Origin of the sequence: Seinonella peptonophila, assembly GCF_900129355.1 — a bacterium.
GTDB classification, from domain to species: Bacteria; Bacillota; Bacilli; order Thermoactinomycetales; family Thermoactinomycetaceae; genus Seinonella; species Seinonella peptonophila.
In genome coordinates this window covers 40621-63621 of record NZ_FQVL01000006.1, presented here as the reverse complement: position 1 = coordinate 63621, position 23001 = coordinate 40621, and the positions used below count along the sequence as shown (strand labels likewise).

Annotated in this window: 21 protein-coding genes; 15 read left to right on the top strand and 6 right to left on the bottom strand. The window is 39.9% G+C overall.

From position 1 onward, the window contains the following. Positions 1-7: 7 nt before the first annotated feature. The gene (locus tag BUB71_RS11020) at positions 8-685 is read left to right on the top strand and encodes a lipase family protein (protein WP_073154902.1); all 678 of its coding nucleotides are present in this window, start codon (positions 8-10) and stop codon (positions 683-685) included. 283 nt (positions 686-968) lie between these two features. Here BUB71_RS11020 and BUB71_RS11015 read toward each other — a convergent pair whose 3' ends face one another. Then, positions 969-1700, bottom strand: a complete 732-nt coding sequence (locus tag BUB71_RS11015) for a thermonuclease family protein (RefSeq protein ID WP_073154901.1) — start codon at positions 1698-1700, stop codon at positions 969-971. 277 nt (positions 1701-1977) lie between these two features. On the opposite strand from BUB71_RS11015, the gene BUB71_RS11010 reads away from it, so the two are divergent. After that, positions 1978-2712: a class I SAM-dependent methyltransferase gene (locus BUB71_RS11010; protein WP_073154900.1), complete on the top strand. Its 735-nt coding sequence runs from the start codon at positions 1978-1980 to the stop codon at positions 2710-2712. Positions 2713-2900: 188 nt separating this feature from the next. Here the strand turns inward: BUB71_RS11010 and BUB71_RS11005 are convergent, their stop codons facing one another. Beyond that, on the bottom strand, positions 2901-3320 hold the full coding sequence (locus BUB71_RS11005; RefSeq protein WP_073154899.1) for a hypothetical protein: 420 nt from the start codon (positions 3318-3320) through the stop codon (positions 2901-2903). 339 nt (positions 3321-3659) lie between these two features. Here BUB71_RS11005 and BUB71_RS11000 point away from each other — a divergent pair, with 339 nt between their 5' ends. Then, on the top strand, positions 3660-4919 hold the full coding sequence (locus BUB71_RS11000) for a hypothetical protein (protein ID WP_073154898.1): 1260 nt from the start codon (positions 3660-3662) through the stop codon (positions 4917-4919). A 97-nt stretch (positions 4920-5016) separates the two neighbouring features. Next, the gene (locus BUB71_RS10995; protein WP_073154897.1) at positions 5017-6072 is read left to right on the top strand and encodes an LLM class flavin-dependent oxidoreductase; all 1056 of its coding nucleotides are present in this window, start codon (positions 5017-5019) and stop codon (positions 6070-6072) included. A 65-nt stretch (positions 6073-6137) separates the two neighbouring features. On the opposite strand, the gene BUB71_RS10990 is transcribed toward BUB71_RS10995, so the two are convergent. After that, positions 6138-7670 (bottom strand): hypothetical protein, encoded by a 1533-nt coding sequence (locus tag BUB71_RS10990; RefSeq protein ID WP_073154896.1) that lies wholly within the window; start codon positions 7668-7670, stop codon positions 6138-6140. A gap of 369 nt (positions 7671-8039) precedes the next feature. Between BUB71_RS10990 and rlmD the strand changes: the two genes are divergently transcribed. The 5 genes from rlmD to BUB71_RS10965 all read left to right on the top strand — a co-directional run bounded on the left by rlmD (position 8040) and on the right by BUB71_RS10965 (position 13796). Then, a complete protein-coding gene (gene rlmD, locus BUB71_RS10985) occupies positions 8040-9422 on the top strand; it encodes a 23S rRNA (uracil(1939)-C(5))-methyltransferase RlmD (protein WP_073154895.1) in 1383 nt (460 codons plus the stop codon). Between the two features lie 447 nt (positions 9423-9869). Continuing rightward, complete coding sequence (locus BUB71_RS10980) at positions 9870-10712, top strand: Hsp33 family molecular chaperone HslO (protein WP_073154894.1); 843 nt, start codon at positions 9870-9872, stop codon at positions 10710-10712. A 1-nt stretch (position 10713) separates the two neighbouring features. After that, positions 10714-11418 carry a MerR family transcriptional regulator gene (locus tag BUB71_RS10975; protein WP_217653549.1) on the top strand — a complete coding sequence of 235 codons (705 nt, stop codon included), beginning with the start codon at positions 10714-10716 and terminating at the stop codon, positions 11416-11418. 332 nt (positions 11419-11750) lie between these two features. After that, the gene (locus tag BUB71_RS10970; RefSeq protein WP_073154893.1) at positions 11751-12932 is read left to right on the top strand and encodes an MFS transporter; all 1182 of its coding nucleotides are present in this window, start codon (positions 11751-11753) and stop codon (positions 12930-12932) included. Between the two features lie 348 nt (positions 12933-13280). After that, on the top strand, positions 13281-13796 hold the full coding sequence (locus BUB71_RS10965) for an SRPBCC domain-containing protein (RefSeq protein ID WP_073154892.1): 516 nt from the start codon (positions 13281-13283) through the stop codon (positions 13794-13796). A gap of 404 nt (positions 13797-14200) precedes the next feature. Here BUB71_RS10965 and BUB71_RS10960 read toward each other — a convergent pair whose 3' ends face one another. Continuing rightward, complete coding sequence (locus BUB71_RS10960; RefSeq protein ID WP_073154891.1) at positions 14201-14827, bottom strand: ATPase; 627 nt, start codon at positions 14825-14827, stop codon at positions 14201-14203. Next, positions 14824-15030: a hypothetical protein gene (locus tag BUB71_RS10955; RefSeq protein WP_073154890.1), complete on the bottom strand. Its 207-nt coding sequence runs from the start codon at positions 15028-15030 to the stop codon at positions 14824-14826. Before BUB71_RS10955 ends, BUB71_RS10960 begins: the two co-directional genes overlap by 4 nt. 291 nt (positions 15031-15321) lie before the next feature. Between BUB71_RS10955 and BUB71_RS10950 the strand changes: the two genes are divergently transcribed. The 5 genes from BUB71_RS10950 (at position 15322) to BUB71_RS10930 (ending at position 20656) form a co-directional block, all read left to right on the top strand. Next, positions 15322-15858 carry an NADPH-dependent FMN reductase gene (locus tag BUB71_RS10950; protein ID WP_073154889.1) on the top strand — a complete coding sequence of 179 codons (537 nt, stop codon included), beginning with the start codon at positions 15322-15324 and terminating at the stop codon, positions 15856-15858. A 125-nt stretch (positions 15859-15983) separates the two neighbouring features. Then, positions 15984-17201: a cell wall-binding repeat-containing protein gene (locus tag BUB71_RS10945; RefSeq protein WP_073154888.1), complete on the top strand. Its 1218-nt coding sequence runs from the start codon at positions 15984-15986 to the stop codon at positions 17199-17201. Between the two features lie 103 nt (positions 17202-17304). Then, positions 17305-18000, top strand: a complete 696-nt coding sequence (locus BUB71_RS10940) for a response regulator transcription factor (RefSeq protein ID WP_073154887.1) — start codon at positions 17305-17307, stop codon at positions 17998-18000. Beyond that, positions 17997-19070 (top strand): sensor histidine kinase, encoded by a 1074-nt coding sequence (locus BUB71_RS10935; RefSeq protein ID WP_073154886.1) that lies wholly within the window; start codon positions 17997-17999, stop codon positions 19068-19070. Before BUB71_RS10940 ends, BUB71_RS10935 begins: the two co-directional genes overlap by 4 nt. Before the next feature lie 290 nt (positions 19071-19360). Continuing rightward, a complete protein-coding gene (locus BUB71_RS10930) occupies positions 19361-20656 on the top strand; it encodes an ArsB/NhaD family transporter (protein WP_073154885.1) in 1296 nt (431 codons plus the stop codon). Between the two features lie 167 nt (positions 20657-20823). Here the strand turns inward: BUB71_RS10930 and BUB71_RS10925 are convergent, their stop codons facing one another. After that, entirely contained in the window at positions 20824-21603 is a 780-nt protein-coding gene (locus BUB71_RS10925) for a TetR/AcrR family transcriptional regulator (RefSeq protein WP_073154884.1), read from the bottom strand. Between the two features lie 184 nt (positions 21604-21787). Between BUB71_RS10925 and BUB71_RS10920 the strand changes: the two genes are divergently transcribed. Beyond that, a complete protein-coding gene (locus BUB71_RS10920) occupies positions 21788-22984 on the top strand; it encodes an FAD-dependent monooxygenase (protein WP_073154883.1) in 1197 nt (398 codons plus the stop codon). Positions 22985-23001: the final 17 nt, after the last annotated feature.

Genomic DNA, 23001 nt, shown 5'->3' with positions numbered 1-23001 from the left:
ATCAGAGATGGACCTTACACAGATAGTTCGTCTTGCTCTTTCTTATTTAGCAAATATCCAACAAGTGCGATGGATGGATCAGGGGTTAACGTTTCAATTTCTAGATTCATACCAATTAAAAATGAAATTCTTCTTATATAAACGTGTATTTGCAGTCTGTTTAGAGTCAGAAGAGGAACGATTGATTATATTTCGTGGAAGTCAGGCATGGTATGAATGGTTGAAAGACTTTCAAATTCGACAAGTGCCTTTTCATTTAATGGAAGGAGTGGCAGTGCATCAAGGGTTTTATGACTTTTACTTACAGCTACGAGAGTCAATTTTTCATATGCTGACTCATAAAAAAACTGACAAACCGATTACAGTTGTTGGGTATAGTTTAGGTGGGGCAATTGCGACCATGCTTTCAGTGGAGCTAGCTATCAAGTTGCCTCATATCGAGCCACCTCGTTTGATAACTTTTGCAGCTCCTAGGATAGGAAACAAGAAATATACAACATGTTTATATGAATTGATTCCCCAACGTATTCATTATGTACATCCAGGTGATCAAGTGCCCAAACAGCCAGCACTTCCAATGTACCAGCCCTTAGCCGCTACTTACCGTTTACCACGAGTATCAAATGCGGCTTTCACGATCCCCTCATGCTTTAGAAACTTACTATTTAAGCCTTGCTCAGTTTGATCCAGAATATGCTGAAACGATTTTACCTTTTATCTTTGGAAACCAAAAAATCTCTCGCTTCAAATTGACCTTGTAAACGAGAATTGGTTAAGATTTTTGATTCATATTTATTTGACTCAGTAGCTAATTCATCAGCACCTCTAGAGTAGACAATTGCGGTAGCCCTCCGTTGAAGGATTAGCTCCTACGGTGACCACGTACCCTGCCGTATTCATCTGTTAAATAGGAATATTAGGGATATATCATATGGGATATATTAAAACGCAGCAACTTGCTGCGTTTCTTACTTTTTCCAACAACTTATGATTTTGCTACGATGCTTACCTGCTTGAATGGCTTCTTGTTCAGTATGATAGTAGATTCGATTATCTGGTTTGATGGTATCGACGATCTCTTTACAGCTTGCTGGGTGATATACTTCACTATTTTTACTCGCTACGTAATCTTCTGTTGATCCAGAAGGAGACAGAGATAGATTTTTCATGACTTCAGGATGAAAACCATTAGCTTGAGCATAATGATCAACAGACCAAATCCCCGTTTTCTGTTGTTGCGTGTTTTTTTCGATACTGCGGTATTGCTTCTCGTATTTTACATTGGGCGGAAATACATAAGCGACACGTGCGAGTCCTTTCTGTAACAAGGATTCTTGAATGCTTTTATGATCAGCGTAAACATAGGCTAATAAGCGATGGTATTTGTCTCGATCTGTTTTATCTTTTTCGATTGTAACAAACTTTGAAGATTGAATGAATTGGGTAGTATAGTTTTTTGCTTCTTGACTATAAGGCTGCTGTGCGCCTGTCTTGCGATCATGGAGTTCAGGTGTATCAATTAATAGTAGACGAATAGTCTCCTGCTTATTTTTTAATTGAACTTTAATCGTATCTCCATCCACAACCGTTACTTTCGTTGATGGAATATCCATACTCTGCTGATCTTCATTATTTCCACAGGCAGTTAGCAGTGGAATGAATCCTAACAAAAAGAAAAGAGGGAAAAATATTTTTTTCAAAATTTATAGCTCCTTTGATTAAATATTCATATTTGGTTTCAGCTTGTAGACAAAGTAAAGGCTCCGTCAATATTTCACGCTTCGCCTCCATAGTCTGAGATATAAATAGTATTATATATTTTTCAAAGCAATGGATTGTAAAAGTTTCTTTAATAATGATATTAAAATTCTCGTGAATGCGCCCTCTTATTTTGATATTTCTATATAAAAGCAATAGAATGATTTATATATATTTTATATTGCTTAACTAAATTGGAGGTGGACGAAAATCAAACCCATGCAAAGGGATAAAGCTGATTACGGGCTAGACGCCCCAACTGTTGTTCGTAATCTTTTTCTTTGGGGAGTTGGTTTACTTTTACTTGGATGTGTCACTTATATCTTTTTTCAGCACCCGCAATGGCTTCAGATGGCCATTAGTATACTTTTTCTTTTTTCGGCAATTCTTTGCTTCGCTGAGGCATTTTATATGATTTGGGGAAGTCGGGTAGGAAAATATCGTGAACGGGAGAGATTGATTAATCTTGTCGGTTTGCAAGGTGATGAAAAAGTGCTTGATGTAGGATGTGGTAGAGGTCTGGTGTTAAATGCTGTTGCTGCTCGACTTACAACAGGTACAGCTGTGGGTATCGATATTTGGAATCGACACGATCAGAGTGGTAATGACCCTGAAGTAACAAGAAGAAATGCTGAGATAGAAGGTGTGACAGATCTTGTTGAAATCATAGATGGCGATGCACGAGTCATACCTTTTTCAGACAATCATTTTGATGTGGTTCTATCTAGCTTGGCGATACACAATATTCCTACTGAGCGGGAACGTGCTCAAGCGTTAGCTGAAATATTGCGCGTTGTAAAACCAAAAGGACGAATTGCGATTCTAGATTTCCAATATACGAAAGATTATGCTGCGTTTTTTGAGCAGTCAGGCGTCCGGAATGTACAAGTGATCGGTCCACATTGGCTACTTTTTCCTCCTGTTCGGATTGTAGTCGGGCAGAAAAAAGGGTGATATCCTCACTAGATATAAGTCATCATCTTCTATGAACGGACCCCCTCTTGTCAATGGTTATGATAGTAGAGGGGTCTTTTGTTCAAAAGGAGCGAACAGTAAATTCCGATGTTTCAGATAATAGATAACCCCTCCAATCCGCAGCATGGCGCGATGCGGACGGAAGGGCGGGATATAGAAGATCGGGATCAGGACAGCTTCTGCTCGGGGTCGTCGTTCGGCGGGATGAACTGGGTCGTGCCGTGCTGGATCGCCTCACGCACCAGGTTCATCATGTCCCAGCCGATCTTGAACCGATCGTCCTCGAAGTCGATCTGGTCGATGATCCAGCCGAGGAAGTTGCGAAGCGGGGTGGACTTCCTGTAGTCGATCTCGAAAGTGCCGTAGGGTCCCGTCTCGACCAGCTTCACGACCGTCGTCCGGGGACGATGCATGATCGTCACCTTCCGCTTGTAGCCCTCCACCTCGTTCCAGACCATCACGATTTGGATGATCTTGTTCGTCACCTTTCCCGGTGGGCCGCCGAGGTAGGTGCCGTCGTGGGCGATGGTACTGTCGGTTTCCTGATTGGGCGCACCTTTGAATTCTACGACGGACTCGTTGGTCATGCCCTCTCCTTTACGAACCTGAATCTAACTTTTGATCTTCCGTTTGTTGAACCCGTAAATCTGCTAGAATCAGCCTCCAAAATGGGTCTCTCCACTGGGTTGTGGATTCCCCGACAGGATAGAAGTGGACAAAGTCGACTAAGTTCTATTTTATGAAAACATAAAATCGTTATTGAAGTCAAATATATAGGTGGTTCATATTCATATGATTTGCAATGATGGGATCAGATTGAAGAAAAATTCACTTGATCGGCTCGTGATCGTGGCTCATGTCAGTAGAAATGTTATAATTTATAATAGCAATCTTACTTATTTCAAAATAAGTTAAAAGGGTTTGCTATGGATATGAGCTTTGGGTATTACGAAGTAGGTGATACAATCGAAGACTTTTTTGATCATTTTCATGCAAGTAATTGGAAGCGGCTCACGCAGGAGCAACGACTTCACTCTTTGCAATTGTTAGAAAACCATTATGCAAACTTGCAGCAACGTCAACCATGTCAGATTGTTTTGAAGGAGCTTCCTTTTATTGGTGGATTTTATCATAGATCAGTTGCACAAACAGGAAGCATTTCTCTTCACCCTAAAATTTTACAAGGCAAACCATATAAGCCTGTTTTTTTAGTTTTACATGAAGGGAAGCATGCTCAACAATCACAATTTGTACCAGATGATAAGCAAAGTGAACAATTGTTTCAGTTATGGCAATTAAATGCTCGCTATGGTATGAAGCGACCAAGAAAGTATTATCGCATGCAACCAGTAGAAATGGATGCAAATCAATATGCTAGTACTGAGATTAGACGAATATATAAACATCTTGGTAATAATTTTGGACGAAAGATTAGGAATTTGGCTAGTCTATCAATTATAGAGCGAAATATGATGGGTTGGATGCCAAGAATAGAAAAGAGTATGCAAAAAGTGATCGCTTGGATCAGACTCAAGCATCAACTTTTAATGGATTTAGAGGCAGAGTACCCAGTTTCAAAGAATAGAAGTTTGTTTGATTTGGTGGATCAGTCCGTTCAAAAATATGTGATGAAACGCTATCGAAAACATCCTTCAATCTCAGATTATATGCAATCCAATAGCTTTCGAAAAATAAAACCAGAGCTAGAACAAGAAAAACCGATCTTGCAGTTTATCCATTTATTTGGTCAAACATTTGGAACCAGACATCCTAAAGAGGTTGAAAAACTATGTATTGAGAAAGCGATTACAGGTACAACCTTCACAGAATTTATGAGCTGGCTCAAAACAAAGGATGGTCAAAAGGTAGCGCCATATTTAAAGCAAAGACAACAAGAGAAGGTTTTATTTATGCATGCTTTTGAGGAAACTTATCAGCTCAAACATCAATCATTTATGCACGAACGTACCTTGGCGGTTGTGGAAGAATATTTATATCAGTCATCTGGAAAAAGCCCAAGTATAAAAGGATTTGAATCATTTTTACTTTCGTTGCCGTCTGAAAAATCCTTATATGACTATTTAGATAAACATAAGCAACATTCCATCTTGACCCCACAAGGCTATTCTCAAGAAGTTACCAACCTCATTCAAGCTCAGAAGCCTCAGGAATTTACTCGACAATAAATATGGAGGGTTTCAGTTTTCTTCAGTCTGAGCATTTATGGTTTATCATCTATTTGTATAAAATAAAAGTATTTATATTTATAGGGAGGTTTATAATGTGGAGCTTGGGATTAGTACCTTTGTAGAAACGACACCTGATCCAGTGACAGGAGAGAAGATGCCTCACGATCAGCGGATTCGTGAAGTGATCAAAGAGATACGTTTAGCGGATCAAGTTGGACTTGATATATATGGAGTGGGTGAACATCACCGTGCAGATTATGCCGCTTCTGCTCCGGCAATGATTTTGGCTGGAGCTGCGACGCAGACGAAGCGTATTCGATTAACGAGTGCTGTTACTGTTCTTTCTTCAGATGACCCTGTTCGAGTCTTTCAAGATTTTGCTACTTTAGATGGCATTTCAAATGGTCGAGCTGAATTGATGGTTGGTAGAGGCTCATTTATCGAATCCTTTCCGCTTTTTGGTTATGATTTGAATGATTATGATCAGTTATTTGCGGAGAAATTAGAACTCCTTTTAGCGATAAATCGCTCCGAAACAGTAAACTGGTCAGGGAAGCATCGTCCTGCAATTGATCATTTGCCGATTTATCCACGACCTGTTCAAGATCAATTACCCATTTGGATCGCCAGTGGTGGCACACGATCTTCTGCAATTCGGGCTGGAGAATTAGGTCTCCCGCTTGTCTTAGCCATTATTGGAGGAAATCCTGAGCATTTTGCACCAATTGTAGAACAATATAAACGAGCAGCAGTGCAAGCAGGACATGATCTAATGAATTTACCAATTGCATCACATTCTCATGGTTTTGTATGGAATGACTCAGAAGAGGCTGCTGACTTATTCTTCCCATCTACACAAGCAAGTTTAAATATTATTGGAAAAGAGAGGGGATGGAGCTTTTATTCACGTGAGAGCTTTGATTCAGCTCGCCAGTTTAACGGAGCTTTGTATGTAGGTGATCCTCAAACGGTTGCTGAAAAGATCATTCATCTCCGTAAGACTGTAGGAATGACTAGATTCTTTTTACATATGCCAGTAGGTACGATGCCACATGATCAGGTGATGACAGCAATCGAGTTATATGGTACAAAAGTAGCTCCTATTGTTCGTAGGGAAATCGCGCAGTGGGAAAAGAATCAAGCGAAATAATGAAATCGACCCTTCCCCAATTGCGAGAGCAGGGGAAGGGTCGATTGTCATGTTAGATATGCATATCATCCAGGGAAAAGATAGTTGTCTATTTGCAAAGACTCCATCGCATCTTTGATGTACGCCTTTAGTGCTTGGTTACAGAGCCACAAGCTGACCGCACTTCCAACAAACAAGCCGAGCGAAATCCCTATCATTCCATAAACTTCACCTCCGCCTAGCATTTTAGTGGTGAAGATCCAGGTGGTAACGACGGCCAAACAGATCATATTGTCAATCAGAGCGTTGATCAACCGTTTCCAAGTCGATTCGAACCCCACGAGCAACTGTGCAAGAGCCGTGGATTGAGAGAGAATGAAGAGATACGGAAGAATGAGTGTGAAGTAGAGAAAGATCAATCGAATGTCTATTTTCCCTTTCCCCTCTATATGTTCAATCGTGGCTAGACTCGCTAGAACAATTGGTAGAAGAGGGGTTAGCCAAGTAAGAATGTCCTTTCGAACTTGTGCCAGAACACGTTTTCTAGTCCCATCAAGATACCACCTTCCTGCTAGCCATGCAACGAAGAAGGTGAACAACGAGGGTGGCAGTGTACGGCGGTGACTGCCATTGATTAGAAGGCCAATGTCTCTCAAACAAGCTAGCGATTCTTGAGCCTCTCTGATCAATCTGGCGTTGACAACCCCACGCGCGATAGCAAGGGGATAAACAGTAAAGTTAATCACTCGGTCGATCAGTAGGTAGGTAGCATAAACATTGGTGCCACACTCGCGACTGATCAGCAGGCCGAGATACAAATTAGTCGCCCGTTCTGCACCAATATAGAAGAGCTGAGTGATAAAATAAGGAAATATTTCCCGTAGATACACCTTCGTTTCTTTTTCGATTGCTGGGATCTGTTTTTGTCTGAAATCCGAACGCCTGTAAGTTCTATAGAGGTAGCCTGCAGCAATCAATCGAGAGCTCAGAGTGATCACAGCGGTGGTAAGGAGATCCCACTGACCATGATTCCATATGAGGGCGATTCCAGTAAATCCCAGGTTGGTTTTCAACAGTAGCTTATTGGCTCTTTCGATCGCCCATGTCTCTCCTGTTGCCGTCAAGATGGCATTGAAATGCCAAAAGAACCAATCGATGGGCATTATTACACCCATCATGAGCTGAAGGAAAAGGACTTCATGAGGTAGGTGTACAGTATTCAATAGTTTCGCGATTTGGGGTGCGAAAATGCAAACGCTCCCACAGATCGTCAAGGACAAAATCAGTTTCATCCATGTGAGTAGATTTACAATACCGCGAGCTTTGGCGATCAGTCCCTTTGTAGCATACCCAGATTGATAGTAGATAGGGACCAACGCTCGTATGGGGTTGCAGAGACCATCATTGATAATGGTAAAGAAAAAGCTTACGGACAGAGTCAGCCCATAAATCATAGCTGAAGTAGAGCCTGCCAACAACGTCAGAAGAGCAATGTCCAGCACCTGAGAAGATCTGCTGATCAGATACCCTCTCCGAAGATGTCTACTCTCTTTGTCAGCTTGATCAAAGCTAGACAACTTCCAGTATGTGTTCAGTTTCAAAAACTGTTCTCGAATCATCTCAACCTCTTATTCGAGTAGCACCAAGTCGATACTTGGTCGTAACTTTGTTACATATCATCAGTATTTATTGACTATTTTAACACATGTGCTAATCAATCTACTTAAATTGTCCAAAAGTATCCCGGCTTCTATAAGTGGTGAGCTGAATCAGACTTGATTCGGTATTATTTTTTTGAATAGTGCCTCACCCAGTGCCATGTAATTTTTTCAAGCATTGTTGTTTGTACTGTATCCATATGGTTGGCGTATTTATAACTGGTATCATAGCCATTTTTGCTACAGTTTGTTGCATCTAGATGTTACTCTTTGGTAAAATCCCTTCAGTTCGTATAATGTGCAGATATTGGGATGAGAAGGGGCAAAAATATGAAACAGAAGCCGCCCGTTAAAGCGGAAGAAGAAATAAAACTTGCCATTACTGGTTTTGGCAATCATGGGACAGGAGTAGGGAAATATAAAGATTTTGCTGTATTCGTTCCGCAAGCTATTCCAGGCGAGCAAGTAAGTGTGAAAATAAATCAGGTAAAGAAAACCTATGCGACTGGGCAACTTATTCAGGTACTCAAGCCAAGTCCGACTCGAGTCAAACCTGCTTGTTCTATTTTTGCTAAGTGTGGTGGCTGCCAGTTACAGCATATCGATTATTCAGCGCAATTAAACTTGAAGAGACAGAGTGTGATCGATGCATTCGAGAGAATTGCCGGTATAAGTGATGTGATCGTTCAACCTGTCAAAGGAATGCAAGAACCTTGGGCTTATCGAAACAAAGTCCAAGTCCCGATTTCTGTCGATCGTGGTAAGCTCATCGCAGGATTTTATGAAGCTGGTTCACATCGGATTGTTCCACTGGAACATTGTTTGATTCAGCCTGAAGAAAGCAATGTCATTTTCCATACCATACAGAAACTTATAAAGGAGGCAAATATTCCTCCATACAATGAACAAAAACATGCTGGGTTGCTACGGCATGTGATGATTCGGCGTGGAACATATAGTGGTGAATGGATGGTTGTCTTTGTCGTCAATGGCAAACATCTACCAAATGAAGACAAATTGATCAGCCATTTGACAAATGATTTACCTCAAGTTACTTCGATTATTTTGAATGAAAATAGAAAAAGAACAAATGTAATTCTAGGTGCAGACAATCGGGTTCTATACGGGGAAGAGACGATTCATGATCAAATTGATGATCTTACCTTTTCCATTTCTCCTCATTCCTTTTTTCAAGTAAATCCAGTGCAGACAGAAATTTTATATAAACAAACAAGAGAATATGCAGGATTAACAGGGAGTGAAGTGGTGATTGATGCATATTGTGGAGCTGGAACGATTTCACTCTATTTAGCCCGTTATGCACGAAAAGTATATGGAGTAGAAATGGTTCCAGCAGCGATTGCAGACGCGAAAAGAAATGCTATGCTCAATCATATTGATCAGGTTGAATTTGTATGTGGAAAAGCAGAAAAGGTGATGGGAAAATGGTTCGATAAAGGTGTAGAGCCGGATATCATCGTTGTAGACCCACCTAGAAAAGGGTGTGACCCGGCACTTCTGCATGCAGCGTCAAAAATGAAACCCAAACGATTTATCTATGTCTCTTGTAATCCTGCTACACTCGCTCGTGATGTTGCTTTATTAACTAAGCTAGGTTTTACATTACAGGAGGTTCAACCGATCGATATGTTTCCGCATACTAGCCATATCGAGACTGTATGTTTGATGTCAAGAACCGAAAATATGAAATAGGATTGAGTGGACAGTTTGAACTACTACCATCTACAGAGGTGGTAGATTCCTGCGAACACCAGACCAACGTCCAGTTATCTTAGCAAGCTCTACCCGCCGTCCCAGCGGTGAAAACAAAGTATGCTCTGCTATGCTCCCTACTTTCGCTTGGTTTTCGCAACTTCGGTAAGCTGGGTGGTTGAAGATTTTACGTTACTGACCCTTTCCAGCAACAACCCCATATCTTCAGTTTTCAAAGAGCTACAACTATTCTAACAAAATAAGTGGTTCTAAGCATCCCCGCAAAAGGGATACCGAACCACGTCCCATTCACCTCACCGCTTGTAGAAGCGGGAGTACTCTTGGACGATTTGGATAGATAAAATTCGTAGAGTTAACATTATTAAAAAAAGAACTTGAACCTCACGTTACGTTATATTATACAATGCGTGCATGGGGGTAATGATTATGAAGACAAATTTAATAAAACTATTAACTAAAGATAAGGGAATTAGGCTTTTTATGGTTGATGTAGCAAATATTCTAGAACACAGCAATTTAAAAAATATGAAAACAGATTTTGCAATGCAGCTTTATACGAACATATTTATCGATTGTTGTCTATTACGTGGCTTTCTAACCGAAGTCGATCAACGCATAAGTGTAAGTGTTCGGTTCAAACCAGCTGAGCATACAGCCCACTGCGATGTAGATGGTAGTGGTAATGTTAATTGTACTTTTTCTCCCCAGCTGACGGCTTTTAATGGTGATTTTACTGATTTAGTCGGAGATGGAGCATCTCTTTCTATTTCAAGAGCTAGTTGGATGGGAGGAATATTTACCGGAATGGTAGAATTAAAGTCTGCTTCTATAGATTCGTGCTTTTCCTATTTTTATGCGAAGAGCGAGCAGACAAAAACTATTTTTCGAACATGGATTGAAAATGGAATTGCAAGAGGTTGTTTGATCCAACCATTGCCTTACTATAATTCTGATCATCTGCAATTTGTAGTGGATAGTATTGACAGTGCGGAGAAATATATAGTCACAGAGCAATGGGTAGAGCTGCCTATTAGGGTTTTCCCATATGCAACGGTAATAGATGAATATAGCGTGCAAAACGAATGTAATTGTTCAAAAGAAATGTTTTTTGGTATCCTCATGTCGGTTGAAACCGATGAACTAAAAAATTCAATTGAAGTTGGGAGAAATGAAGAACTGGAATGTGGTATATGCGGTAAAAAGTATATATTTAGTACAAATGATTTAGAGGCTATTGTTAAAATGAAGGAAAGTGAACAAGGTGGGTAGATTGCTTAAGATTGGCGAATTAGCGAATATGACAGGTATAACTGTCAGAACATTGCATTATTATGATGAAGTCGGCTTATTAAAACCATCTAAGATTACTGAAACAGGGCATAGATTATATGATATGCAAAATATTACAACATTATACCAAATAATGTCTTTGAAAGATATGGGATTTAACCTTGATGAAATAAATGATCTAATTCATGATAGATATATCGATATTCAAAAATTTATTGAAGTTCAAATTTCTAAAGTTCAAGAGGAAATTGTCCAGAAGCAGTTACTTTTTAGTAGACTGCTAAAACTAAAGCAGGAGCTTAAAGGTAATCAAAATATCTCAATAGATGACTTTAAAGCAATCGTTCCATTTATTAATGCCTCAGCAGATAAATATATTACGAAAGAACAGTTAGATAAAATAAAAAATAATTTAGAAGGATATAAAGTAGAATCAGAAGAAGCGACTGAGTGGATAGAATTTATTGCAAAACTTAATTATTGTTACGATAACAAATTGCATAATACAGATTTAATTGCCATTGAATGTATAAATTATTGGAGAAAACTTATGAACAAATCAATAGGTGAAGATGAAAAACTTAAGGATTCTATATTTTCATTTCATGCTTCTTTAGATAATTCTCAGCTTAGATATGGTCTTACTGATGACCTATATAAATATCTAATGGAGTTAATGAAATAAATAAAGGATTAGGTTGATATTTCCCTGATACCAATCGTGCAAAAAATGCTATGGATATGTTTCCGGGAAACAGTCAGTTCGAAAGACATTCGCTTTATCCATCGATACGGTATCTTTATTGACCATCGTTGAGTAGCCCATTCATCCTAGAATGGGCTTTTATGTTTAGAGGTTTCCCCGTCGTTCTTCAAAGCGATGAACCAGCCCGAGAGAAAACGAGCTGTATATTTCATGCTATAATATTGGTATATTTCTTAGCGATGATGGGGGTTTTTAGAAGAAACTGATTCCCTTGCGACCATTGACATATGGAACCTCTAGTGAGGAAAGAAATGAACCATGAAAAAATGGACTGGTTGAGCAAGGAGACTGGAATCGGTCTCTTGCTTGCTGGGACGAATGCACTTATCTTCGGATGGATTGAAACGCCCTTTGGTCACATACTCAAGGAGTTTGGTCTTGGGCGGATGACCGGCTTGCTGATGAGCACGTTCTGGATCGCTGCGATCCTGGTTGGCTTCTCGATCAGCAATCTATTGTTGGAGAGAAGCCTAAAGACCACGTACCTGATCGCGTTTGGACTGACATCTCTTGCGTGTCTGGGTTATAGTCTGTCCCACGATCCTGTTATAATCGCTCTGAGCCGATTCATGCATGGTGCGGCTTACGGGCTTTGCTATCCAGCTTTTTCTGTGATCATACGAAGGAGCGTCCAGCCACTGGAGGCACAAAAACAGCCGATTTCCTGGGAAGGATCGGTTACGGCGATTTCTTTGGGGCTGGGAGGTGTGCTCGCTTCGTTGCTAATCTCGCATCATGGTCATCAGTTCCTTTGGGGAGCTGTGGCGGTAATGATGAGCCTTTGTTGCATCGTGTCTCTGATCTGGTTGCCTAAGTACTCTGTTCGCGTTCATCATGAGAGGAAGGGATGGAGTGGGTGGATACATCAAAACTTCGATCTTCCCTCTCTGAAGCTTACTTTCTGGGGAATGGGTACTTCGCTGAGTAACCGAGTCTATCTAACGTTCCTTCCGCTTGCATTGGGTAACCTTGCTTTGGCCAGCAAGATCTTGCTGATGACCACTGTGATGAATGCATTGATCGGTCCTCCGGTCAGTAAGTTGATGAAATGGCTCGAAGATGAGAAACAGGTGAGTAATGAACTGATAGTGGTTGTCTCACGGTTGTTGATGGTTGGAGGATTGACTATCTTGGCGTTCAGTCAGACGCTGGCCGCTTTGCTGGTGGTGGCTACCCTGATGCCAATCGCGGTGAAGGGGCATAATTTCGGAACCGACCAAGCAGCAAAGAAGATCGGGAAGAAGGTCACGCCTGCTAGCACCGCGTTCAAAAACTCGATGAATGTTGCCTTCTTGCTCGGCACCTTGTACGGCGGCAGCATAGGAGGAGAGTACGGTTTCAAGCATATCTGGCTTGCCACGATTCCTTGGGCCCTCATCTCTACTGTTGCTGCTGTCATCTACTTGCGACGAAGCAACTACTATGTCCCCTAGGGAGAATGCGACTTATTCAAGTGAAATTGAGTAAGTCGCATTCGGTTATAATATTTGAAATATTGGATACATGATTAAAGTGATTTACAGTTAATCCTTGTTCTATTTGAACCCGTTTAGCTGATGAGCCACTCTAAATGATAGTTACGCTCATTCTATTTTATAAATGAATAGAATTTCTTTATAATATACATAGCATTCCTTGACAGGAATATTCCTATTATGGTATATTTAAAACGTAAACGAAATCAGGGGAAAATAGAATGACCACACAAATGTTTGCCAATAATGTTTTTATATCTGTGGGATGATGATGAAGGTTAACAAATATGAAGGAGGCGTAATAAAATGCCAAAAATGGTCGTGAAAGTAGAAGGAAAGTTATTAACTTTAGAAGGGGAGTTTAACGCTCCACGTGAGTTAGTTTTTGAAGCTTTTTCGAAAGCTGAGCATTTAAAGCATTGGTGGGGTCCTCGTGGATGGGAGCTTACAGTCTGTGAGATCGATTTTCGTCCAGGTGGTCAGTGGCATTACTGTATGAAATGTATGGACAAAGATCAAGGTGACTTTTATGGACAAGAGTCATGGGGAAAAAGTTTATATCATGAAATAGAAACATCTGAAAAAATTGTATATACGGATTATTTTTCTGATGCAGAAGGAAATCTTTCTGAAGAATTCCCTGCCTCAAAAAATGTAATGCTCTTTCAGGAGTTAGATGGGAAAACAAAACTAATCAATCGAGCAGAATACCCATCAGCAGAAGATTTACAAAAAGTAGTCGGAATGGGTATGGAACAAGGGATTAAGGAGACTTGGGATCGCCTTGAAGAGCATCTTGTGTCAGTAAAACCAACCTCCTAAGTAGAGTTTTGTTCTGCTTGTAGACAAAGTATAAGTTGTTTTCATTTATGGGAGTCAAGGTTTATACACTCCGTGTTATTGAAAAGATGGATACCTCCAGTCCATGCTGCACAGAAGTATTCAAGGCGCCATGACTGCTCTCTCACGGCGGTATCAACTCGGCTATCGCGTCATAGTGAGACTTGCAGCGTTAGCTGCTTAGCGAAACTTGTGCACGGAGTGTGCAAACAGTACTACCGCCTATTCTGCGCTACACAGTCGTGGCTTGGTAGCGCCTGAAAGTTCGCTACATTGCAAACCATCTCCTCCTTTAAACAAGCTTATTTTCAATTGAATTTAACCAGAATATATATTTTTCTTCAGTCTGAACCAACCTCCTAAGTAGAGGTTGGTTTTTTATGGTATTATTTTGTGCGGGGATCGAGCGAACGTTGTAATGTATGGCTATCGGCTTTTTGATTGACTCGGCTCATATCTAAATACGGAACTGCATATTTCTCTACCCAAGGTGGTGCAGCAGAATGTTGAAAGATGGCTTTTTGCTTTTCCGCAGCCAAGACGAGTTCTAAGTGGTGGCTATTGTTATAAAGAAATAATTCATCAACAAATGGTATACACTTTGATAAACCAACGAATGAATCTCTATAATTTTTACGGATGATATCTTCTGGAACGTTGTGTCCTCCTAATTCCACTCTGGAAGCGACCCGATCTACACACATGGCTTCATCATCTAAGGCAACGAAGCAAAGAATCGTATGAAATTCTTTTGATTTTGCTGTTTTGAAAAAGATGTGGGATGGAGTGGTTGTCTCTTGGGTATAGCTGATACCTTCTTCTAAATAATGATTTATTTTTTGACCAAAATACGTACTTGAAGCTTCAAAACCAATTAATTTCGTTAACATATCGATATCAACCATTTCACCTAATGGTACTTGATTATGAATTAAACCTTCTTTTAGTGTTGTTTTTCCAGAGCCATTTCCGCCGGCTATAGAAATGTAGGTTGGTGAACCCCATGCGTTCATAGGTAAGAAATCTCCGTTTTTTCTCCATTTTGATTTCTTTTCACAATAAATCGTTTTCCTTGTGCATCCTCTCGTATCCAGTCTTTACCTAGTTTGTAATAGATCGAAGCGTTCGCTTCTTTTGCTTCTTTTCGTGCTCGCTTAGTTGCTTCATGGGCGATCTTTGTTAATTTTCCTGATTTGAATAAGTTTATCAGATTCATATCGATCAAATCCTTTCATAGCAAGGTTAAACCAATTGATTACCTTTATGATATTCTATCTAGCGACTCAGATCATTTAATTGAAAAAAATTTTTGACAAGGAATCATTATCTCTCCTATAATAAATAAAGAAGACAATACAAAGTGGTTTGGCTCTTGATCTATATCTAACATAAAGGTTATTTTTTTAGGGTCTAATGACCGTCAGTGCTGACATTACTTATGGATCATTGATTTGAGGAAGAAAAATATGTTGATCGAGCCAAAGCAGCATTTCAAGGAGGAAACCATATGTTGAAGATTGGGATTATTTTAGGGAGTACAAGACCAGGGCGTGTAAGTCCTCAGGTGGGCAATTGGGTAAAGGAAATTGCTGATCAACGGGAAGATACAGTATTTGAAATAGTCGACCTTGCTGAATATAACCTTCCTTTTTTTGGAGATCCAAATGGGGAAGAGCAAGTGAAAGCATGGACTGAAAAATTAAATTCCTTGGATGGGTTTATTTTTATAGTAGCTGAGTATAACCATAGTATTACTGGTGTATTGAAAAATGCTCTTGATTCAGCACGCGACGAATGGAATAATAAAGCGGCTGGAATTGTTAGCTATGGTTCTACTGGGGGAGCTAGAGCGGCTGAACACCTGCGTGGTATTTTAGGAGAACTACATGTTGCTGATGTTCGTACACATCCGACTCTATCACTTTTTACTGACTTTGAAAACTTCAGCCAGTTTAAACCCCAAGATTTGCACCTGAGCAATGTTCAATTAATGCTTGATCAAGTAGTGGTTTGGAGCGGCGCGTTAAAGACATTAAGAAAATAAAGAGGAACTGCGAATAGACTCGGTCAAATGATCGAGTCTTTTTGATTTGTGCGGGATCTTCATAAGATCTACATAACTTGCTGTTACGCTAAAGATAAGTAGAAAAACAGTAAGGAGAGTTGTATATGTTCTCAAAGAGATCTTTCCTATTTACCACATGGGCAATCGGTTTTCTATTGGTTGCCGCTGCCTGTACCAATTCAACTCATGATATGAGTAAAATGGATCACAGTAAGATGAAGATGGGTGACATGAATGAAGAAGCTGCTCAAAATCGAATTACACCTCAAACAAAAAATGTGTCCAGAATCAATACAGATGATCCCGTTGAAATTGCGGTCGAAACATCACAGATGGTTTGGCCAGCCACAAGTACAGAGAACCGACCAGCTACAGTATTGATCGGAATAACTGGAAATGGGAGCGTAAATCTACCTGCTGTAAAATTAATTCATCATCCTAATAACGGTCCATTGTTATATGCGAAAAAAGATCAATTACCAAAGATGACAAAAAGCGAATTGCAACGTTTAAAACCTATCGGAAGTCCAATGAACAATCAAGTTCAAGTCATTTTGCTAGGCAATTTTGACCAAAAGTTGAAGAAAGAAGTAGAATCAATGGGTTATAAAGTAGATTTGATTGCTGGAAATGAACCGATGGAAATGGCTAAGAATGTTGATGCTTATTATGCAAAAGCAAGTGGGGGAAAACTGCCCGCTGGGGTCATTATCGGTTCGCTTGAAGCTAACGATTATACGGTTCCTGCGGCGAATTGGATTGCACATATGCCGGAAGCATTACTATATGTGAAGAAAAATGAAATTCCGCAAGCAACAATTGAAGCGTTAAAAGGAAGAAATGGAAAAGCAAATATTTATCTATTAGGGCCTGAGGCTGTGATTTCAAAGGATGTAGAAGCAAAATTACAGCAATATGGAAAGGTAGTTCGAATTGAAGGGAATACTCCTGAAGAAAATGCGATTGCCTTTGCTAAATATAAGGATGCAGCTACAGGTTTTGGCTGGGGTGTAACTGAGCCTGGGCATGGCTTCGTAATTAATCGACTCACGAATCTATCAGCTATATTACCAACGACTGCTTTTGCACATCTTGGGAAACATGCTCCCATGTTGGTCATGAAAGGTTCCGAAATGACGCCTGCGTTGCATGAATATTTAATGAACCTACAACCCAAATTCAAAGATGACCCGACAATTGGACCATATAATCATGCATATATGATTGGTACTGAAAAGAGCTTTCCTTTTGCTACACAAGGAATGATTGACCAAATGTTGGAGATCACTTCGGAAAATGGGGAAGGACATGCCGGTCACTAAGAATGACAGATTCGAACATATTGAAAGCACGGAGTGTACGAACGCAAATGTTGGATTCATTTTTGAGCGTTTATGATATAGGAGTTTTAAAGTAGGTGAGCTGATGAGAAGAGTTTTAATCGTAGATGATGAAAAAAAGATTCGAGAAGTAATCGCTTCATATCTGCAAAAAGAAGGATATGATGTATTAGAGGCACAAAACGGTACAGATGCTCTGAACATAGCTCAAAATGAAACGATTGACCTGATTATATTAGACTTGATGTTACCAGATGTTTCAGGTGAAGCGATCTGTCAAACCATCCGTCAGCAGTCAGCAGTGCCAATCCTTATGTTAACAGCTAAAGTGGCAGAAAAAGATCGAATAAAAGGCCTTTCTATTGGCGCCGATGATTATGTCATCAAGCCATTTAGCCCCCGAGAAGTGGTTGCACGAGTAAAAGCGATTCTTCGACGATCTAATCATGATCTACTTTCATCACGTACCTCCTATCACAATGGAAAATTGACAATCGACATGGATCAACAGTTGGTTTATAAAGATGGGAAGCAAGTTCACCTCACTCCTGCTGAATTTAGATTGTTGGTTGTCTTAGCAAGACATCCAGGTCGCACATATACAAGAGAAGAACTGATCGAAAAAGTGTATAGCTTCAATTATGTTGGTGATGATCGAATTATTGACCAACATATTAAAAATTTACGGCAAAAAATAGAGCTGAATCCAAAAGAGCCTATTTTTCTAACTACTATTTTTGGGCATGGATACTCTTTTCTGGGAAGGCAGGATCGGAAATGAGGGCGCGAATCGCTTGGAGTTTTGTTGGTGTTGCCTCCGCGATGATTATTTTGGCAACCCTTACATTGATGAAAGAAATGCATCACCATATCACCATGTTTTTAGAAGATTCACCTGGGCTTGATATTGAAGTGGTGAAGCTTCTTTCTCATATCGAACAAGCGATTCTCTCCTCCTCGATCTGGACGGCATTAGGAACGATTGTTGTTGCTATATTTATTAGCTTTTTTCTTGCCAATCGTATTTCATCGCCGTTGATTCATATGCGACTTGTCGCTGAGAAGATGGCGAATGGGGATTGGACATCAAGGATGCAGGTAAAGGGGAAAGATGAATTGGCTCATTTGGCTGATTCACTGAACCATTTAACACAGCAATTGGAGCGACAGGAGAGGTTGCGGGAAAATTTAACTTCAGACATCGCCCATGAATTGCGAACACCTTTGGCAACTTTAAAAAGTCATCTGGAGGCTTTTCGGGATGGAATATGGGAGCCTACACCAGACAGGATTGAATCTTGTTATGAGGAGATAGAACGGCTGATTGATCTTGTGGGCGATCTTGAACAACTTACTTCTGTAGAAGCTCCTGATTTTCAGTTGCTACGAAAAAATGAGGATTTGACAGAGATTATAAACCAATGTGCAAATGCAATGCGTACAGCTTTTCAAGAAAAAAAGATTGATCTTACTCAGTCCTTAGCCCCCCTTCCGCTTATTAGCATCGATAAAAATCGTGTCATTCAGATTATCATGAACCTACTTTCCAATGCATTCAAGTATACAGAAGTCGGGGGAAGGGTATCAATTCAAACAAAAGATGAGCCAAATTCTGTTCAAATCATCATCGAAGATACAGGAATCGGGATTCCGAAAGAGGAAGTAAAAAAAGTTTTCGAACGATTTTACCGCGTTGATCAATCTAGGAGTCGAGAATCAGGAGGAAACGGGATTGGATTAACGATTGTAAAAAAACTAGTTGAGGCACACCAGGCTTTCATAACCATTGATAGTGAAGTCGGTGAAGGAACTAAAGTATCTCTTACTTTTCCTAAAACACCGAAAGACTAAAACCTAACCGTGATAACTGATGTTATGGATAGATGAATGGATATCCATTTCATGGTTCCAAAAACTCACATTACGATGATGGTTCTCAACTCTCTGAGTGAGAAACGAGTATGGTGTTATCTGGGTTTATTTGCATATCATGAATAAATTTTACTATTTAATGTAAAAATGTTATGATGAATAAATAACTGAAATGGGAGGAGCCTGTCATCATAGGATTTTTATACCTTTTCCTAGGTATAAAGATTCTTTGATGACAGGTTTTTTTTGTTTAAAAGGAGGAATCATTCATGAGCGGAACATATTTAGCAACGGGCGTTTTCTTATTTGTCTATGCATTTATCATTACTGAGAAATTAAATCGTGCTGTCATAGCCATATTAGGTGCAATGATCATGGTTTTGCTTGGTATATTAAATGTAGAGAAAGTCTTTACACACTATATAGAGTGGAATACATTGGCGCTACTTATTGGAATGATGATTTTAGTTACCATTACTCAATCGACAGGTTTATTTCAATGGATTGCCATCAAAGCTGCAAAAGCAGTTAATGGAAATCCGGTTCAACTTTTGATCATGCTCTCTTTATTAACTGCGATTGGTTCCGCATTACTAGATAATGTGACGACCATTTTGCTTATGGCTCCCATTACGTTTTCCATCACACGAATTCTACAAGTGAATCCGGTTCCATATTTGATCGCAGAAATCATTGCATCGAATATTGGTGGAACCGCGACTTTAATTGGTGATCCCCCTAACATCATGATTGGTTCTTCGAATCCACATCTCACCTTTAATGCATTTTTATATCATTTAGGACCTGTCGCCCTGATCACCTTATTGATTGCTCTAGCTATGCTTTATTTTATCTATCGAAAGCAGTTGAATGTGTCAGTGGAAAATCAGCAAAAGTTGGCTCAGATCAATGAAGAAAAAGTTTTGAAAAATCATCCACTCATAAAAAAATCGCTCTTTATTCTTTGCTTAACCATATTGGGCTTTCTTACTCATTCTTGGTTGAGTATAGAACCCTCAGTGATCGCAATTACTGGGGCAGCTATACTCATGTTGATCGGATTGACAGAGAGACAGATTGAGACTGCATTTGCTTCAGTTGAATGGGGGACAATCTTCTTTTTTGCTGGTTTATTTGCACTTGTTGGAGGATTACAGGAAGTAGGGTTGATCAAATATATTGCTCACCAAATTCTAGCGTATACAGCAGGTGATTTGTCATTAGCTGCTATTTGGATTCTTTGGATTTCAGGGATTGCCTCGGCAACCATTGACAATATACCTTTTGTTGCAACTATGATTCCCTTGATCAAAGAAATGGGAAGCAGTTTGGGACTGGTAGCTCATGCCCCAGAGTTACAAACAATGTGGTGGTCATTAGCACTGGGAGCTTGCTTAGGAGGAAATGGCACGATCTTAGGTGCTTCTGCCAATGTGATCATGGTCGGCTTAGCAGCGAAGGAAGGGAAGAAAATTCACTATCTGGAATTCTTGAAAGTAGGGGTGCCTATTACACTGATGTCGCTTCTGATTGCCCACCTCTATATAGTACTTCGATATCTGTAATGATAGGACTCTTGTCAAAACCTGAATCGGCTAGAGAAATCAAGATTTGTATGTTTGAAAATGAAGCCACAATTCACTGTTAAATGTGAGTTGTGGCTTATTACTATCGCCCCAGGAAAGTATATATTCTTTCGTTTTTAGCAAGCCATGATTTGGTTCAAATTGGTTTAAGATAGATTCTGATCTTGCTTCGTTTTTGAATGAATATAATGCTCAATGCCATCTAGTATCCTAGCAAGGGCAAAATTAAATTCGAATCCATAATCATCTTTAAAATCATCCTGAGGTGCATAAGCGCCAGCAAGTATGACAGGTCGCAAGTAAGGAAAGCGCTCTGAGGTAACAAGTTGTTCTAAAGCAGCGTTGTAGTCCACTCCGGGCACAGGTCCTGTGTTATGACCTGTTTGAACAGCATGTTCCATATTCTGTTGAAAAGCGCTATATATACGTGCATGGCTTGTTAACATGACCATGATCGAGATTTTTTCATTGCTATCTAATGGCAGGTTTGCCATAATTCGCATGGCCCAATCTACAATACGCAAGTTATTTGGAGTGATCGGGATTCCAGAAGTGCTAACATCACACAACCAAGGGTGATCTTGATAACACTGCATAATAGAGAAGACAAATTCTCGTATATTTTTACGCCAATCAACAAGAATTTCTTCAGGGATTGGGATATCAAATACGGCATCCTGCATAAGCAGAATGAGATCTTCTTTGCTTGGAATGTATCGATAGAGTGCCATTGTGGTAAAACCCAAGGATTTCGCTACTTTATTCATAGAAACAGCAAAAAGCCCTTCTTGATCAGCAATCGTTATGGCAGCATCTAAAATTTGTTTCAAGCTCATTTCACGTTTCGGACCTCGTTGAGTGGACTTGACTAATCCCCAGCTAAGCGCCACGCCCCGTGGCAAAGTCTCTTCAAGTTTTTTATCCATTGACCGTTCCTTCCTCCTGTCAGAAAATCATGATTTATCTCATTCATTTTCTTCCTAAAATAACTGAACAAATTTGTTGCTTCTTTATTGTATATGTTATATACTGTTTATACAATATACTGTTTACATCGCATACTGTTTTGATAACGATCTAAATTTCAATATACAGAGGAGCGAATGATCGATGATAAAAATAAAACGAATCCTTATTTCTGGAGCAAGTATTGCTGGCCCCGCACTTGCCTATTGGCTTCAAAACTACGGCTTTGATGTAACAATCGTGGAGAAAGCAGCATCATTACGACGGGGTGGCTTTGGCGTTGATGTTCGCGGAGCAGCAATTTCGGTACTTGATCAGATGGGTATTCTTGATCAAGTACGAGCAGCTGATACACAAATGAAGGGTGTTTATTTTGTGAATGGTAAGGGCGAAATAAAAGGACAAATTAGTGAAGCAAGCATGGGGAACCAGCAAGGTCTTGATATTGAGATTATGCGTGATGATCTAACGACTATTTTGCACGATCTTACAAAAGAGAAAGTTCATTACATCTGGAATGATTCAATCGTTGCAATGACGGAAATAGAGGAGAGTCTTGAGGTTCGATTTGCTTCTGGTAAGTTAGAAACATTTGATTTGGTTTTGGGAGCAGATGGGCTTCATTCAAATGTTCGGAAGTTAATATTTGGTGATGAAGCACAGTTTAAACGTTCACTTGGCTGCTATCTTTCAATATTTACAACTCATAATGAACTTGATATAAGCCATAGTCAATTGCTTTACCCACTTCCAGGAAAAACTGTTGGGATGTATAGTGGGCGTGATCGTACAGAAGCAAAGGGAATGTTTATCTTTCAATCAGACCCTTTACAATATGATCGAAACAATAAAAAGCTACAGAAGCAACTTGTACACGAGGTTTTCGGTAATGAGAGGGGTTGGGAAACCCAGCGGTTATTACGTGCAATGAATGAAGCTGAGGACTTTTATTTTGATGAGATCTGTCAAATGCATATGTCAACATGGTCAAAAGGTCGTGTGGCATTAGTGGGAGATGCGGCATATGGTCCGTCACCACTATCTGGTCAAGGCACGAGTCTTGCTCTGATCGGAGCCTATGTACTAGCTGGGGAACTAAAGCGCGCCCAAGGAGATTACACGAAAGCTTTTGTTGCATATGAACAAGAGATGAGACCGTTTGTGGAAAAGAATCAAAAAATCGGTCTTACTGCCGCAGGAGGAATGGTTGCCAACTCAAGCTTTATCATTAAACTGCAAAATGTAATGCTTCGTGTTCCACTTCTTATGAAAGTATTCCATCATATGATCACAAAAATGGTTGTAAAAGCTGCTAATGGGTTGGAGTTAAAGAGTTATTGACAGAACCCTACCTTTGT